This window comes from Ramlibacter tataouinensis (genome assembly GCF_001580455.1).
Lineage (GTDB): Bacteria > Pseudomonadota > Gammaproteobacteria > Burkholderiales > Burkholderiaceae_C > Ramlibacter > Ramlibacter tataouinensis_B.
The window spans coordinates 320,967-336,136 of record NZ_CP010951.1 but is presented as its reverse complement, the minus strand read 5'-3'; the positions used below and the strand labels follow the sequence as shown (position 1 = coordinate 336,136).

Genomic DNA, 15,170 nt, shown 5'->3' with positions numbered 1-15,170 from the left:
TCGGAGCGGCCGTGCGGAGCATTCGACAACCTCCGCCCTGGCGGGCTGCGGTGCTATTCGCCTTCGGAGCGGCCGTGCGGCTCATCCGGCCTTCAACAGGTAGCCCAGCCCGCGCAGCGTGACCAGCGAGACACCGGTGGGCGCCAGCTTCTTGCGCAAGCGGTAGGCCACCACCTCGATGGCCTCGTACTGCACCTCGGGCTCGCCGGCGAATACCAGTTCGAACAGCTTCTCCTTGGCCATCGCCTGGCCTTGCCGCGCCAGCAGCGCCGCCAGCAGCGCCGATTCGCGCGGCGTGAGCTCCAGCACGTCGTCCCCGTGGTACACCGCGCCGCTGGCCTTGTCGTAGCGCAGGCGGCCGAACTCCAGCGACTCGTCTGCCGGCTTGGCCGCCGCCGGGCCCGGCCGGCGGCGCGCCAGCGCGCGCAGGCGCGCCTCGAGCTCATCCAGGTCGAAGGGCTTGGGCAGGTAGTCGTCCGCGCCGGAATTGAGGCCGAGGATGCGGTCACCCACCGTGCCGCGCGCGGTGAGGATCAGGACCGGCGCGGCGAGCCCCTCGGCGCGCGCCTGCTGCAGCACGTCCAGCCCGTCGAGGCCGGGCAGGCTCAGGTCCAACATCACGACGTCCGGCCGCGCCGACTTCCACAGGGACAGCGCCTGCCGGCCGTCGCCGCAGGCATCGAGGTGGAACCCCCGCCGCGTCAGCGTGCGCTCGAGCGTGCTGCGCATGGAGGGATCGTCTTCGACCAGCAAAACTTTCATTGGAGAGCGAGCTTAGTGCAGGCGGCTCAGGGGGCGGGCCCAGTGGACGGACTAGTAGTTTCCCCAATCATGCAGGACAGCCGTTTGACAGGCACCGGGCGCATCATCCACGAGTCCTGTTACGAACAACTAGGAGTCACCCCATGCGTAGAGACGAGTTCCTCAAGAGCCTGGCCGCGCTGGCCGCGGCCGGCGCGCTGCCGCTGCACGCCCGCGCCGCCGCCAACGTGAAGATGATGATTCCGGCCAACCCCGGCGGCGGCTGGGACACCACCGGCCGCGCGCTGGGCAAGGCCATGCAGGAAGCCAAGTCGGCCGACAGCGTGACCTACGAGAACAAGGGCGGCGCGGCCGGCGCGCTGGGCCTGGCGCAGTTCGTCAACGGCAGCAAGGGCGACGCGAACGCGATGATGGTGATGGGCGCCGTGATGCTGGGCGGCATCATCACCGGCAAGCCGCCGGTGAATCTGTCGCAGGCCACGCCGATCGCGCGCCTGACCAGCGAGTACAACGTGTTCGTGCTGCCCGCCAACTCGCCGTTCAAGACCATGGCCGACGTGGTGGCGCAGCTCAAGAAGGACCCGGGCAGCGTCAAGTGGGGCGGCGGCTCGCGCGGCTCCACCGAGCACATTGCCGCGGCCATGATCGCGTCGAAGGTGGGCGTCGATCCTTCCAAGATCAACTACGTGGCTTTCCGCGGCGGCGGCGAGGCCACCGCGGCCATCCTCGGCGGCAACGTCACGGTGGGCGGCAGCGGCTACTCGGAGTTCGCCGAGTACATCAAGGCCGGCAAGATGAAGCCGATCGCCGTCACGGCGCCCAAGCGCCTGAACAACGTGCCCACGCTCAAGGAGCAGGGCATCGACGTCGAGATCGGCAACTGGCGCGGCGTGTACGGCGCGCCCGGCCTCAACGACGCGCAGCGCAAGGCGCTGACCGACATGGTGCTGGCCGCGCTCAAGACCAAGTCGTGGCAGGAGTCGCTCGAGAAGAACGACTGGACCCCGGCGGTGCTGACCGGCCCGGCGTTCGACAAGTTCGTTGATGACGAATTCGCGAGCCTGCGCGCCACGATGGTCAAGTCGGGCATGGTCTAGTGGCCTATAACCCTGAAATCGGAAGTCGCTGTCCACGCGATACGTGGCGCGCTGCGGCGTTGCAAATGCTCGCGATGCCACCGGGCATCGCTGTGCTTTGCGCCTTGCATCGCACCCCGTCTCGCGCGTCCCTCGACTCCCATTTCAAGGCTACAGGCCACTACCCAGTACGGTCGCGCCAGCCATGACGCATGAACCGCAATCGGTGCTGGCGCAGACCCTGGTCGGCGCCGGGGTGGCCGCGGTCGGCATCGCGCTGGCCGCCGGCGCCGTCTCGATACCGTCGGGCGCCGGCTATGGCGGCGTCGGACCGAACTTCCTGCCCTGGCTGGTCGCCAGTGTGCTCTTCGTGTGCGGCATCCTCATCGTCGTGGAGGCGCGCACCGGCGGCTTTCGCAGCATGGCGCCGCCCAGCGGCGAAGACCGCGGCAACTGGTGGGCTTTCGTCTGGGTGTCGGCCGGGCTGCTGCTCAACGCGGCGCTGATCACCACCATCGGCTTCATCCTCAGCTGCACCCTGTGCTATGTGCTCGCGGTGCAGGGGCTGCGCCGGGCGCAGGGGCAGGCCGCCGGCACCCCGCGCACCTTCGCCATCGATGCGTTCACGGGCGCGGCGATCTCGGCGCCGGTGTTCTGGATGTTCACCCAATTCCTGGCCATCAACCTGCCGGGGCTGACCGGCACCGGCTGGATCTAGCGCCAGGACACTCGCATGGACATCCTGCAATCGCTGCTGCATGGTTTCGCGCTGGCCATCACGCCGGCCAACCTGTTGTGGGCGCTGGTCGGCTGCGCGCTGGGCACAGCGGTGGGCGTGCTGCCCGGCATCGGGCCGGCCGTGGCCGTGGCCATGCTGCTGCCGATCACCGCCAAGGTCGAAGTCACCGCCTCCATGATCTTCTTCGCCGGCATCTACTACGGCGCGATGTACGGCGGCTCGACCACTTCCATCCTGCTGAACACGCCGGGCGAGACCGCCAGCATGGTGACCGCCATGGAAGGCAACAAGATGGCCAAGAGCGGCCGCGCCGGCGCGGCGCTGGCCACCGCGGCCATCGGCTCCTTCGTGGCCGGCACCATCGCCACGGTAATGGTCACGCTGTTCGCGCCCTATGTCGCGGAGTTCGCCGTGCAGCTCGGGCCGCCGGAGTATTTCCTGCTCATGGTGCTGGCCTTCACCACGGTGAGCGCGGTGCTGGGGGCGAGCACCTTGCGCGGCATGACCTCGCTGTTCATCGGCCTGGCGGTGGGCCTGATCGGCCTCGACCAGATCTCGGGCCAGGCGCGTTACACGCTGGGCGTCCCCGAGCTGCTGGACGGCATCGAGATCGTGCTGGTGGCCGTGGGCCTGTTCGCGGTGTCGGAGGTGCTGTACGCCGCGCTCTTCGAAGGCAAGGTCGACGAGTCGCAGAACAAGCTGACCAAGGTCTACATGACCCGGCGCGAGTGGAAGCGCTCGATCCCGGCATGGCTGCGCGCCACCTTCATCGGCGCTCCTTTCGGCTGCATCCCCGCCGGTGGCACCGAGATCCCGACCTTCCTGAGCTATGCCGTCGAGAAAAAGCTGGCCAAGGGCAGCAACCAGGCGGAGTTCGGCACCACCGGCGCGATCGAAGGCGTGGCCGGTCCCGAGGCGGCGAACAACGCCTCGGTGACCGCGGCACTGATCCCGCTGCTGACCCTGGGCATCCCGACCTCCAACACCACCGCCATCCTGCTGGGCGCCTTCCAGAACTACGGCCTGCAGCCCGGGCCGCAGCTGTTCACCACGTCGGCGGCGCTGGTGTGGGCGCTGATCGCCTCGCTCTACATCGGCAACCTGATGCTGCTGGTGCTGAACCTGCCGCTGGTGGGCCTGTGGGTCAAGCTGCTGAAGATCCCGAAGCCGCAGCTGTACGCGGGCATCCTGATCTTCGCGACGGTCGGCGCCTACGGCATGCGCCAGAGCGCGTTCGACCTGGTGCTGCTCTATGGCATCGGCCTCGTCGGCGTGCTGATGCGGCGCTTCGACTTCCCGACGGCGCCGGTGGTGGTGGGCATGATCCTGGGGCCGCTGGCCGAAGCGCAGCTGCGCAACGCGGTGTCGATCGGGGAGGGCAGCGGCATGGTCTTCCTGCAGCGGCCCATGTCGGTCGTGATGATCGTGATCATCCTCGCGGTGCTGATCCTGCCGCGCGTGGTGCGCCTGATGTCGGCCCGGCGGGCGGCGGCGGCCTGAACCGCCAGGGTCGCTTCAGCTCGGAGGAAAACGGGGCCTTTTCGGCCCCGTTGAATTTGAGTTTGTGGACTCGAGCCGCTGGTGCTCAGACCATGCCGGACAGGTACATGATTGCTCGCAGACTCGAGAACTCGTATTCGACGAAGTCCTCGAACTCCTTGCCGGTTGCAACGGCGGGGGTCCAGCCATTTTTGGAAAGCGCCTCGCTCCAGGCTTTGGTCTTTGTCGCCGCCATGACCGCTTGCGTCAGGTTGGAACGGTCGTCGGCGCTAATGCCCGGCGCCGCGTAGACACCGCGCCAGTTGCCCAGGATGACGTCGTAGCCCAACTCCTTCATCGTCGGGATGGCGATGCCGGACAGGCGTTTCTGCGAGGTGACGGCCAGCGGACGCATCTTGCCGGACGCGATATGGTCCGCGAATTCGCTGTAGCCGCTGCCGCCGACGGTGACGTTGCCGCCGAGGATGGCAGCAGTCGCCTCGCCGCCGCCGCGGAAGGCGATGTAGTTGACCTTCCGGGGATCGACGCCGACGTTGCGCGCGAGCATGCAGGCGGCGATGTGCTCGGTGGAGCCGCGCGAGCCGCCACCCCACTTGACGCTGGCCGGGTCGGCCCTGAGTTGCGCCACCACGTCCTTCATGGTCCTGAACGGCGAACTGGACGGCACGACGAACACGTTGTATTCGCTGGTCAGGCGCGCGATCGGCGTGGCCTGGTTCAGTTGCACCGGCGGCTTGCCCGTGATGATGCCGCCCAGCATCACGGCGCCCATCATCATCAGCGCGTTCGGGTCACCCTTGGCCTGGTTCACGAACTGCGCAAGGCCGATGACGCCGGCGGCGCCGCCCTTGTTCTCGTACTGCACGTTGTCAGCCGCCCTGGCGTCCAGCAGCGAGCGCCCGAGCGCGCGCCCGGTCGTGTCCCAGCCGCCGCCGGGGTTGGCGGGGATCATCATCTTGAGGACGCCGGCCGCGTCCGCGGACATCGGCAAGGCGCCGCAGGCCGCGAGGGCGAGGGCGGATTTGAGGAACTGGTCACGGCGCATGAGGTCTCTCCTGAGAGTGGTGACGACAGAGTGGCGGCATGAGCTGTCGAACCGCTGTCAGCCGTCCGGTCTCCTGTCGGGGCAAACCCGGATTCGCGGGAAGGAGGCCGGGTTAGCATTGCCACAATGCCCGCGAATTCCCTGCAGTCCCAGGCGCTGCCGCTCGATGCGCAAAGCATCCTCGAGCTGGCGGCGCGCTCGATGTTCCACCTGTTCTCCAGCACGAGCGAAGGCATGTTCCTGCTGGATCGCACCGGCCGCATCGTCTGGGTGAACGAGGGCTACAAGCGCTTCCTGCCGGCACTCGGCTTCTCCTCGGTCGACCAGTTCGTCGGCCACATGGTCGAAGACGTGGTGCCGAACACGCAGATGCGCCGCGTGCTGGAAACCGGGCAGGCGATCCTGATCGACCTCCTGACCAACAAGGCCGGCACCTTCGTCGTCAGCCGGCTGCCGCTGCGCGACGACCAGGGCGAATTGATCGGCGCCATCGGCATCGTGCTGTTCGACCATCCCGAGACGACGCTCCAACCCCTGATCAGCAAGTTCGCGCACCTGCAGCGCGACCTGGACGACGCCCGGCGCGAACTGGCGACGCAGCGCCGCCACAAGTACACGCTGGCAAGTTTCGTCGGCAGCAGCCCGGCGGCGGTGGAAGTCAAGCGCCAGGCGCGCCGCGCCGCCATGTCGTCCAGCCCGGTGCTGCTGCTGGGCGAAACCGGCACCGGCAAGGAACTGCTGGCGCACGCGATCCACGCGGCCTCGGGCCGAGCCTCCGGCCCGCTGGTCAGCGTGAACATCGCGGCGATTCCCGACACCCTGCTGGAGGCCGAATTCTTCGGCGTCGCGCCCGGGGCCTTCACCGGCGCCGACCGCAAGGGCCGCGACGGCAAGTTCAAGCTTGCCGACGGCGGCACCCTGTTCCTCGACGAAATCGGCGACATGCCGCCGAGCCTGCAGCCCAAGCTGCTGCGCGCGCTGCAGGAAGGCGAGATCGAGCCGCTCGGGTCCAACAAGCTGGTCCCGTTCGATGCGCGCGTGATCGCGGCCACCTCGCGCGACCTGGCGCAGCTGGTGCGCGAGGGCAAGTTCCGCGAGGACCTGTACTACCGGCTCAACGTGCTGCCGATCCGCGTGCCGTCGCTGCGCGAACGCCGCGCCGACATTCCGGCGCTGGTCGAGGTGCTGGCCGAAGACATCGGCCTGCGCAACGCGACGCCGCCGCCGGACCTGAGCCCCGAGGCGATCGCCCTGCTGGCCGCGCAGGCGTGGCGCGGCAACATCCGCGAGTTGCGCAACGTGCTGGAGCAGGCCGCCATGCGCGGCGAGTCGCAGCACATCGACGCCCGCGACGTCGGCGAGGTGCTGCGCGAGTCCGGCATCAAGCAGGTGGCGCCGGCCGCTGCCGTGGCGGCGGCCCCGGGCGCGGCTTCGCCGACTGCGCTGCGGCCGCTGGCCGAGCAGGTCGCGGAAGTGGAGCGCCAGGCGATCGCGGCGGCCCTGGCCGCGACTTCGGGCAACAAGGTCGCGGCGGCGAAGCTGCTCGGCATCTCGCGCGCCAAGCTCTACGAGCGGCTGGAAGCGGCTGTCTGAATTTCATGCATCTGTTCGAAAAGCGAACAGTTTCGACTGTATGAAAAACAGACAAGCACGCCTGGGCGATCAGGATTTTCCAATGAAATCAAAGCTCTTCCGCGTTGGCACGGGCCGTGCTTCGGCTCAACCGTTTTCCGCAGTTCATTATCAGGAGACAACATGAAACGCCGTTCCTGGCTTGCGCTCGCCGCTCTCGCCGCCTCCACGATCACGGCCCCGGTGGCCTTCGCCCAGGCGAAGGACATCAAGATCGCGCATATCTACAGCCGCACCGGCCCGCTCGAGGCCTACGGCAAGCAGACCCAGGCCGGACTGCTGCTGGGCCTGGAGTACGCGACCAACGGCACCATGGCCGTCAATGGCCGCAAGATCGTGATCATCGAGAAGGACGACCAGGGCAAGCCGGACCTGGGCAAGTCGTTGCTGGCCGCTTCCTATGCGGACGACAAGGTCGACCTGGCGATGGGCCCGACGTCTTCCGGCGTGGCGCTGGCGATGCTGCCGGTGGCCGAGGAATACAAGAAGGTACTGCTGGTCGAGCCGGCGGTGGCCGACTCGATCACCGGCGAGAAGTGGAACCGCTACATCTTCCGCACCGGCCGCAGCAGCTCGCAGGACGCGATCTCCAATGCCGTCACGGTGGACCAACCGGGCACGCTGGTGGCGACGCTGGCGCAGGACTACGCCTTCGGACGAGACGGCGTGAGGGCCTTCAAGGATGCGCTCAAGAAGGCCAAGGTCTCCCACGAGGAATACCTGCCGCCGACCACCACGGACTTCACGGCCGGCTTCCAGCGGATCGTCGACAACCTCAAGGACAAGCCCGGCCGCAAGGTGATCTTCGTGATCTGGGCCGGCGCCAACCCGCCGTTCGCCAAGCTGGCCGACCTGGACCTGAAGAAGCGCTACGGCATCGAAGTCGCCACCGGCGGCAACATCCTGCCGGCGATGGTGCCCTACAACAACTTCCCGGGCATGGAAGGCGCGAGCTACTACTACTTCGGCTTCTCGAAGAACCCGGCGAACCTGTGGCTGGTGACCAACCACTACTCGCGCTTCAAGACGCCGCCTGACTTCTTCACGGCCGGCGGCTTCTCCGCCGCCATGGCGATCGTCTCGGCGCTGAAGAAGACCAATGGCGATACCGGCACCGAGAAGCTGATCTCGGCGATGGAGGGCATGAGCTTCGAGACGCCCAAGGGCATGATGACCTTCCGCAAGGAAGACCACCAGGCCATGCAGTCCATGTACCACTTCCGCGTGGCACCGGGCGCGCGCCCCGGGGCCATGGCCGACCTGCATCTCGTGAAGGAAATCAAGCCGAACGAGATGGAAGTTCCGATCCGCAACGGCCGGAAGTAAGTCCCTTTTTCCAAAGGCGCGGCCGCGCCTCTTTTTGTTCGTTGTTCGAGGAACCCCCGGCAACACGGGGGATGGGTAGTTGCATCCCAATCAACACCACAGGAGATCTCGATGACATTCAAGAAGCTGCTCCGCGCCTTCGTCGGCGCCGTGGCCTTCGCCTGCGCGGCCGCCCACGCCGTGCCCCTGCCGGCGCTCAACGTGGACAAGACCAGGATCAGCGTGTCGGGCCTTTCCTCGGGCGGCTTCATGGCCAACCAGCTCGGCTATGCCTACTCCTCGACCTTCATGGGCGTGGGCGTGTTCGCTGCCGGCCCGTACATGTGCGCGGGCCACAACAACTACACGGCGTGCATGTACAACGCCACGATCGGCAGCGCGATGCTGAACACGATGCAGACGGACATCAACAACTGGAGCGGCAACCAGATCGACGCCAAGTCGAACGTCGCCAACCAGAAGATCTACATGTTCGTCGGCACCAGCGACTTCACCGTGGGTCCGAACCCGATGAACGCGGCGCAGACGCAGTACACCAACAACGGCGTGCCCGCCGCGAACCTGAGCTACGTGCAGCGCGCCAGCACGGCGCACGTGTTCCCGACGGACTTCGACGCGACCGGCAACAACGCCTGCAATTCCAGCGCCTCGCCCTACATCAGCAACTGCGGCTATGACGGCGCCGGGCAGATGTTCACCAAGCTGTACGGGGCGCTGAACGCGCGCAACAACGCACCGGCGGCCGGCAACTACATCGAATTCGACCAGACGGCCTTCAGCGCCGGCAATCCCGGCATGGACACCACGGGCTGGGCCTACGTGCCGGCCAACTGCGCGAGCGGCGCGCAGTGCAAGCTGCACGTGGCGCTGCATGGTTGCCAACAGAACTACGACACCATCGGCGACAAGTTCGTCAAGAACACCGGCTACACGCGCTGGGCGGACACCAACAGCATCATCGTGCTGTTCCCGCAGACCAAGGTGGACAGCACCTCGCGCCAGACCGCCGCGAGCGGCTCGCTGGGCAACCCCAATGGCTGCTGGGACTGGATCGGCTGGTACGGCACCAACTTCGCCCAGAAGGCCGGCACCCAGATGGCCGCGATCAAGGCGATGGTCGACAAGGTGGCCTCGGGCACCGGTTCCGGCGGTGGCGGCGGCGGCGAATCGCTGCCCGCGCCCACGGGCCTGGCGGTGTCCGGCGTGACCAGCAGCTCGGCGACCCTCATCTGGAATGCCGTCACCGGTGCGGCCAGCTACAACGTCTTCCGCAACGGCGGCAAGGTGAACGCCAGCCCCGTCACCTCGACCGGCTACACCGACAGCGGCCTGGCCGCGGCCACGACCTATTCCTGGACCGTCGCGGCGGTCGACGCCGGCGGCGTCCAGGGCGCGAGTTCGTCGCCGGTCAGCGGCACCACCACGGGCAGCGCGCCGGTCTGCTACACGGCCAACAACTACAACCACGTCACCGCCGGCCGCGCCCACGTCGGCGGCGGCTACGCGCTGGCCAACGGGTCCAACCAGAACATGGGCCTGTACAACACCTTCGTCACCACCACCCTGAAGCAAACCAGCCCGAACTACTACGTGATCGGCACCTGTCCCTGAAGAATGATTGACCACCTCCCAGGCGCCTTCGGCGCCTCCACTCCGAGATGAGCCTGCTCGCGACCAAGGACCTCACCATCCGCTTCGGCGGCCACGTGGCGGTCAACAGCGTCACCTGCGCCTTCCAGCCAGGAACGCTGACCGCCATCGTCGGGCCGAACGGCGCGGGCAAGACGACCTACTTCAACCTGATCTCCGGGCAGCTCAAGGCGAGCGCCGGACAGGTCACGCTCGATGGGCGCGACCTGTCCGGGCTGTCGGCCGCGCAACGCACGCGGGCCGGACTGGGCCGTGCATTCCAGCTCACCAACCTGTTTCCCAAGCTCACGGTACTGGAGAACGTGCGCCTGGCGGTGCAGGCCGCGCGCGACGGCGATCACCGGCGCGGCTTCAACCTGTGGAGCATCTGGAGCGACCACAAGCAGCTCCTCGAGCGCGCCGACGAGATCCTCGAGACGGTCGCCCTGGGCGACAAGGAAGACGAACTGGTGGCGAACCTGCCGCACGGCGACCAGCGCAAGCTGGAGGTCGCGCTGCTGATGGCGCTGGATGCACAGGTGTTCATGTTCGACGAGCCCACGGCCGGCATGAACGCCGCCGAGGCGCCGGTGATCCTGAACCTGATCCGCAAGCTCAAGGCAGACGCGAGCAAGACCATCCTGCTGGTGGAACACAAGATGGACGTCGTGCGGGAGCTCGCCGACCGCATCATCGTGCTGCACAACGGCACGCTGGTGGCCGACGGCAAGCCGGCGGAGGTGATCGCCTCGCCGATCGTCCAGGAAGCCTACCTGGGCGTGAGCGCCGACCGGACCGGCGAGCGCGAGGTGCCGCTGCCGCGGCCCGAGCTGCGCGTGGTGAACGGGAGCGGCAAATGAACGAGAACATCCTCACGCTCGCCGGCGTGCACACCCACATCGGCGCCTACCACATCCTGCACGGCGTCGACCTGCAGGTGCCGCGCGGCCAGCTCACCCTGCTGCTCGGGCGCAACGGCGCCGGCAAGACCACGACGCTGCGCACCATCATGGGCCTGTGGCGCGCCTCGGCCGGGCGCATCGAGTTCAACGGCCGGGACATCACCGCGATGGCCACGCCGCAGATCTCGCAACTGAACGTCGCCTACGTGCCCGAGAACATGGGCATCTTCGCGGACCTGACCGTGAAGGAGAACATGCTGCTGGCCGCGCGCTGGGCGCGCAACATCGGCCAGATCGACGAGGCGCGGCTGCAGTGGATCTTCTCGCTGTTCCCCGCGGTCGAGAAGTTCTGGAACCATCCGGCGGGCAAGCTTTCCGGCGGGCAGAAGCAGATGCTCGCCGTGTCGCGCGCGATCATCGAGCCGCGCGAACTGCTGATCGTCGACGAGCCCAGCAAGGGGCTGGCGCCCGCGATCATCAACAACATGATCGAGGCCTTCGCGCAGCTGAAGGCCAGTGGCGTGACGATCCTGCTGGTCGAGCAGAACATCAACTTCGCCAAGCGCCTCGGCGACACCGTCGCGGTGATGGACAACGGCCGGATCGTCCATTCCGGCTCGATGAGGGAGATGGCCGAAAACGAGGAATTGCAGCACTCGCTGCTGGGGCTGGCGATATGAGCAGCGCAATCGCAATGAATTTCAAAGATCTGGACTGGAAACCTCTGGCGCTGGTACCGCTGCTGGCGCTGCTGGTGCTGCCCTTCATCGGCTCGGGCGCGACCTGGCTCACGCTCACCGTGGCGGGCCTGGCGATGGGCATGATCATCTTCATCATCGCCTCGGGCCTGACGCTGGTGTTCGGCCTGATGGACGTGCTGAACTTCGGCCACGGCGTGTTCATAGCGCTCGGCGCCTTCGTCGCGACCAGCGTGCTGGGCAGCATGGGCGACTACACCGGCTCGGAAAGCCTGCTGAAGAACCTGCTGGCGGTGCTGCCGGCGATGGTGGTCGCCATGCTGGTGGCCGGCGCCCTGGGCCTGGCGTTCGAGCGCTTCATCGTGCGGCCGGTCTACGGCAACCACCTGAAGCAGATCCTCATCACCATGGGCGGGATGATCATCGGCGAGGAGCTGATCAAGGTCATCTGGGGCCCGCTGCAGATCCCGTTGCCGCTGCCGCAAGCGATGCGCGGCTCGATCTTCGTCGGCGACGCCAACATCGAGAAGTACCGGATCATGGCGGTGATCGTCGGCCTCGTCGTGTTCGCCGTGCTCTGGCTGGTGCTCACGCGCACCAAGATCGGCCTGCTGATCCGCGCCGGCGTGCAGGACCGCGAGATGGTCGAATCGCTCGGCTACCGCATCAAGGTGCTGTTCATCGGCGTGTTCGTCGTCGGCTCCGCGCTCGCGGGCCTGGGCGGCGTGATGTGGGGCCTGTACCAGCAGAACGTGATCCCGCAGATGGGCGCCCAGGTCAACGTCCTGATCTTCATCGTGCTGATCATCGGCGGGCTCGGGTCGACCACCGGCGCGCTGATCGGCGCGCTGCTGGTGGGGCTGATGGCCAACTACACCGGCTTCCTGGTGCCAAAGGCGGCGCTGTTCTCAAACATCGCGCTGATGATGGCCATCCTGTTGTGGCGGCCGCAGGGCGTCTACGCGCTCGGCAAGTAAGGAAGACCTGATGCTGCAACGGATCCTCTCCAACGACCAACCCCGCAGCCGCGTGCTCGCGGTGCTGCTGCTGGCCGTCTTCGTCGCCCTGGCGCTGACGCCCTTCATCGTCCCTGGCGTGAAGGCGCTGAACGTCGCCGCGAAGATCCTGGTCTTCATCGTGCTGGTGGCGAGCTTCGACCTGCTGCTCGGCTACACCGGCATCGTCAGCTTCGCGCACACCATGTTCTTCGGCATCGGCGCCTACGGCGTCGCCATCGCCTCGACCCGCATGGGGCCGGGCTGGTCCTCCATCCTCACGGGCCTGGTCGTCGCGCTGGCGCTGTCCTTCGTGCTGGCGCTGCTGGTGGGCCTGTTCTCGCTGCGCGTGCGCGCGATCTTCTTTTCGATGATCACGCTGGCGGTGGCGGCGGCCTTCCAGACGCTGGCTTCGCAGCTGTCCGACCTCACCGGCGGCGAGGACGGCCTGACCTTCAAGATGCCCGAGATACTCTCGCCGAGCTGGCAGCTGTTCGAGGAGCCGGTCCTGGGCGTCGCCATCGACGGCCGTTTCGTCGCCTACTACCTGCTGTTCGTCGCTGCGCTGGTGCTGTTCCTGGCGATGCTGCGCATCGTCAATTCGCCCTTCGGCCGCGTGCTGCAGGCGATTCGCGAGAACGAGTTCCGAGCCGAAGCGATCGGCTACCGGGTCGTCTATTTCCGCACCATGTCGAGCATCCTCTCGGCGCTGTTCGCGACCCTGGCCGGGGCCATGCTCGCCATCTGGCTGCGCTACAACGGACCGGACACCTCGCTGTCCTTCGAGATCATGCTGGACGTGCTGCTGATCGTGGTGATCGGCGGCATGGGCACGATCTATGGCGCGGCCATCGGCTCGGGCATCTTCGTGGTCGCGCAAAGCTACCTGCAGGACCTGCTCAAGCACGGCAGCGATGCCGCCTCGGGCCTGCCCTGGCTGGCCGCGCTGCTGTCGCCCGACCGCTGGCTGCTGTGGCTGGGCCTGCTGTTCGTCCTGTCCGTCTACTACTTCCCCACCGGCATCGTCGGCCGCCTCCGGGCGGCGCGATCGGCCGCATGAATTCCAACCACCCCTGCAACCACCAAGGAGACTCCATGAAGAAACATCCTCCGGCAAGCAAGATGCGAACGCGTGTCGCGGCCTGGGCAGCGGCCCTCGCGCTGCCGGTGCTCCTGGCCGCCTGCGGCGGCGGTGGCAACGATCCGCTGGTGCGCAAGACCAACCTCGGCGAAGTCCGGGGCGCGGAAGACGCGAGCTCCGGCACCTTCGCCTGGAAGGGCATTCCCTTCGCCAAGCCGCCGGTCGGTGCGCTGCGCTGGCAGCCGCCGCAGGACGCCGAGTCCTGGACCAGCACCCGCAACACCACCGCGTTCGGCAACGCCTGCGCGCAGTACGGCCGCATCTACGGCCCGGGCTCCAACAACCGTTATGACGAAACCATCGGCACCACGCTGAACCAGGCCGTCGGCAGCGAGGATTGCCTGTACCTGAACGTCTGGCGCCCGGCCAGCTTCGAGGAAAACCTGCCGGTCATCGTGTTCTTCCACGGCGGCAGCAACGTGTCGGGCTATACGGCCGACCCGATGTACGACGGCGCAAAGCTCGCCAAGGCAGCCAACGCGATCGTGGTCACCCCGAATTTCCGCCTGGGCATTCTGGGTTTCCTGAACATGCCGCAGCTCAAGACCGGCGACGCCGCCACCGATTCCGGCAACTTCACGATGCTCGACAGCGTCAAGGCGCTGCAATTCGTGCGTGCCAACGCCGCGGCCTTCGGCGGCAATGCGGACAACGTCACCATCGTCGGCCAGTCCGCCGGCGCCATCAACGTGTGGGCGCTGCAGACGTCCCCGGCCATGACGGCGGCGAATCCGAAGCTGTTCCACAAGGTCATGCCGCTCTCCGGCGGCATCTCGATGGCCAGCAACCTGCCCGCCGGCAGCATCCCGACGCTGAGCCCCGCAGCCACCTACCTGGCGCAGGGCAATGCCTTGCTGCAGAACCAGCTGATCGCCGACGGCCTGGCCACTGACACGGCTTCCGCCAATGCCTACATCGCCAGCCATACCAACGCGCAGCTGGCGGACTACATGCGCAGCAAGACGCCGGCGGCGCTGTTCAGCACGCTGCTCACGCGGCTGGCCTTGCTGGGCCTCGCCGGCTCGGGCCCGATCCCCGACGGGGCCGTGGTCGCCGCCGACCCGATCGGGGCGATCAACGCCGGCAACTACGTGAAGGTGCCCGTGCTCGCCGGCAACACGCGCGACGAAGGCAAGCTGTTCCCGTCGTTCCTGCCGCTGGTGGGGGGCACGGGCAATGCGCGCATCGTGACCGACGCGCAGCTGTTCACGAACCACTTCGGCTACAACCCGAACGCCGCGCCGCAGACCACCGTGGAGCAGTGGATCGCCGCCTCCTACCTGCCGGTGAATGCGCCGGTGGCCGGCTTCACCGCGCGCGCCGAGACGCTCAACCGGGTCTTCTTCCTGAACAGCCGCGACAACGTGCTGAACGCGCTGAAGACGCAGCAGGAGAACGTCTACTACTACCGCTTCGACTGGGACAAGCAGCCCGCGCCCTGGAACGACATCTACGGTGCCGTCCACGTGGTCGACCTGCCGTTCCTGTTCGGCAACTTCGGGCCTTCGCTGTTCGGCAAGGTCTGGTTCAGTGATGCCAACCAGGGCGGGCGCGCCGAACTCTCGGCTGCCATGATGCAGACGGTGTCCAGCTTCGCGCGGACCGGCAACCCGAACAACGCCGCGCTGGGCGTGACCTGGGCCACCTGGCCGCACAAGGTGATGTTCAACGCCAGTCCGACGGCGAAGTCCATCACTGCCGACTGACCGGCGAGCTCCGGGCCGG

13 protein-coding genes are annotated in these 15,170 nt (G+C 67.3%); 11 read left to right on the top strand and 2 right to left on the bottom strand.

The genetic code is table 11. The features are described 5' to 3' along the window. Positions 1 to 81: 81 nt before the first annotated feature. Positions 82 to 762 carry a response regulator transcription factor gene (locus UC35_RS01635; RefSeq protein ID WP_061495554.1) on the bottom strand — a complete coding sequence of 227 codons (681 nt, stop codon included), beginning with the start codon at positions 760 to 762 and terminating at the stop codon, positions 82 to 84. Positions 763 to 905: 143 nt separating this feature from the next. On the opposite strand from UC35_RS01635, the gene UC35_RS01630 reads away from it, so the two are divergent. From UC35_RS01630 to UC35_RS01620, 3 genes are all read left to right on the top strand, one after another. Further along, on the top strand, positions 906 to 1,859 hold the full coding sequence (locus UC35_RS01630) for a Bug family tripartite tricarboxylate transporter substrate binding protein (protein ID WP_061495550.1): 954 nt from the start codon (positions 906 to 908) through the stop codon (positions 1,857 to 1,859). A gap of 184 nt (positions 1,860 to 2,043) precedes the next feature. Further along, complete coding sequence (locus UC35_RS01625; protein ID WP_061495548.1) at positions 2,044 to 2,556, top strand: tripartite tricarboxylate transporter TctB family protein; 513 nt, start codon at positions 2,044 to 2,046, stop codon at positions 2,554 to 2,556. 15 nt (positions 2,557 to 2,571) lie between these two features. Further along, positions 2,572 to 4,077 carry a tripartite tricarboxylate transporter permease gene (locus UC35_RS01620; RefSeq protein ID WP_061495545.1) on the top strand — a complete coding sequence of 502 codons (1,506 nt, stop codon included), beginning with the start codon at positions 2,572 to 2,574 and terminating at the stop codon, positions 4,075 to 4,077. Positions 4,078 to 4,162: 85 nt separating this feature from the next. Here UC35_RS01620 and UC35_RS01615 read toward each other — a convergent pair whose 3' ends face one another. Then, positions 4,163 to 5,122 (bottom strand): Bug family tripartite tricarboxylate transporter substrate binding protein, encoded by a 960-nt coding sequence (locus UC35_RS01615; protein ID WP_061495543.1) that lies wholly within the window; start codon positions 5,120 to 5,122, stop codon positions 4,163 to 4,165. A gap of 126 nt (positions 5,123 to 5,248) precedes the next feature. Between UC35_RS01615 and UC35_RS01610 the strand changes: the two genes are divergently transcribed. The 8 genes from UC35_RS01610 (at position 5,249) to UC35_RS01575 (ending at position 15,151) form a co-directional block, all read left to right on the top strand. Continuing rightward, positions 5,249 to 6,715, top strand: coding sequence for a sigma-54 interaction domain-containing protein (locus UC35_RS01610; RefSeq protein ID WP_173861242.1), 1,467 nt, complete (start codon positions 5,249 to 5,251; stop codon positions 6,713 to 6,715). A 162-nt stretch (positions 6,716 to 6,877) separates the two neighbouring features. Beyond that, entirely contained in the window at positions 6,878 to 8,080 is a 1,203-nt protein-coding gene (locus UC35_RS01605) for a substrate-binding domain-containing protein (protein ID WP_061495537.1), read from the top strand. A 111-nt stretch (positions 8,081 to 8,191) separates the two neighbouring features. After that, complete coding sequence (locus tag UC35_RS01600; protein WP_061495534.1) at positions 8,192 to 9,691, top strand: fibronectin type III domain-containing protein; 1,500 nt, start codon at positions 8,192 to 8,194, stop codon at positions 9,689 to 9,691. Positions 9,692 to 9,738: 47 nt separating this feature from the next. Then, positions 9,739 to 10,569, top strand: a complete 831-nt coding sequence (locus UC35_RS01595) for an ABC transporter ATP-binding protein (protein WP_061495532.1) — start codon at positions 9,739 to 9,741, stop codon at positions 10,567 to 10,569. Next, a complete protein-coding gene (locus tag UC35_RS01590) occupies positions 10,566 to 11,291 on the top strand; it encodes an ABC transporter ATP-binding protein (protein WP_061495528.1) in 726 nt (241 codons plus the stop codon). The genes UC35_RS01595 and UC35_RS01590 overlap by 4 nt, the downstream gene beginning before the upstream one ends. A gap of 14 nt (positions 11,292 to 11,305) precedes the next feature. After that, on the top strand, positions 11,306 to 12,286 hold the full coding sequence (locus tag UC35_RS01585) for a branched-chain amino acid ABC transporter permease (RefSeq protein WP_061495525.1): 981 nt from the start codon (positions 11,306 to 11,308) through the stop codon (positions 12,284 to 12,286). A 10-nt stretch (positions 12,287 to 12,296) separates the two neighbouring features. After that, entirely contained in the window at positions 12,297 to 13,364 is a 1,068-nt protein-coding gene (locus UC35_RS01580) for a branched-chain amino acid ABC transporter permease (RefSeq protein ID WP_061495522.1), read from the top strand. 35 nt (positions 13,365 to 13,399) lie between these two features. After that, entirely contained in the window at positions 13,400 to 15,151 is a 1,752-nt protein-coding gene (locus tag UC35_RS01575) for a carboxylesterase/lipase family protein (RefSeq protein ID WP_227820427.1), read from the top strand. Positions 15,152 to 15,170 lie beyond the last annotated feature (19 nt).

Coding starts and splice junctions, on each gene's coding strand:
- UC35_RS01635 (WP_061495554.1), bottom strand. CDS start 762: ATGAAAGTTTTGCTGGTCGAAGACGATCCCTCCATGCGCAGCACGCTC.
- UC35_RS01630 (WP_061495550.1), top strand. CDS start 906: ATGCGTAGAGACGAGTTCCTCAAGAGCCTGGCCGCGCTGGCCGCGGCC.
- UC35_RS01625 (WP_061495548.1), top strand. CDS start 2,044: ATGACGCATGAACCGCAATCGGTGCTGGCGCAGACCCTGGTCGGCGCC.
- UC35_RS01620 (WP_061495545.1), top strand. CDS start 2,572: ATGGACATCCTGCAATCGCTGCTGCATGGTTTCGCGCTGGCCATCACG.
- UC35_RS01615 (WP_061495543.1), bottom strand. CDS start 5,122: ATGCGCCGTGACCAGTTCCTCAAATCCGCCCTCGCCCTCGCGGCCTGC.
- UC35_RS01610 (WP_173861242.1), top strand. CDS start 5,249: ATGCCCGCGAATTCCCTGCAGTCCCAGGCGCTGCCGCTCGATGCGCAA.
- UC35_RS01605 (WP_061495537.1), top strand. CDS start 6,878: ATGAAACGCCGTTCCTGGCTTGCGCTCGCCGCTCTCGCCGCCTCCACG.
- UC35_RS01600 (WP_061495534.1), top strand. CDS start 8,192: ATGACATTCAAGAAGCTGCTCCGCGCCTTCGTCGGCGCCGTGGCCTTC.
- UC35_RS01595 (WP_061495532.1), top strand. CDS start 9,739: ATGAGCCTGCTCGCGACCAAGGACCTCACCATCCGCTTCGGCGGCCAC.
- UC35_RS01590 (WP_061495528.1), top strand. CDS start 10,566: ATGAACGAGAACATCCTCACGCTCGCCGGCGTGCACACCCACATCGGC.
- UC35_RS01585 (WP_061495525.1), top strand. CDS start 11,306: ATGAATTTCAAAGATCTGGACTGGAAACCTCTGGCGCTGGTACCGCTG.
- UC35_RS01580 (WP_061495522.1), top strand. CDS start 12,297: ATGCTGCAACGGATCCTCTCCAACGACCAACCCCGCAGCCGCGTGCTC.
- UC35_RS01575 (WP_227820427.1), top strand. CDS start 13,400: ATGAAGAAACATCCTCCGGCAAGCAAGATGCGAACGCGTGTCGCGGCC.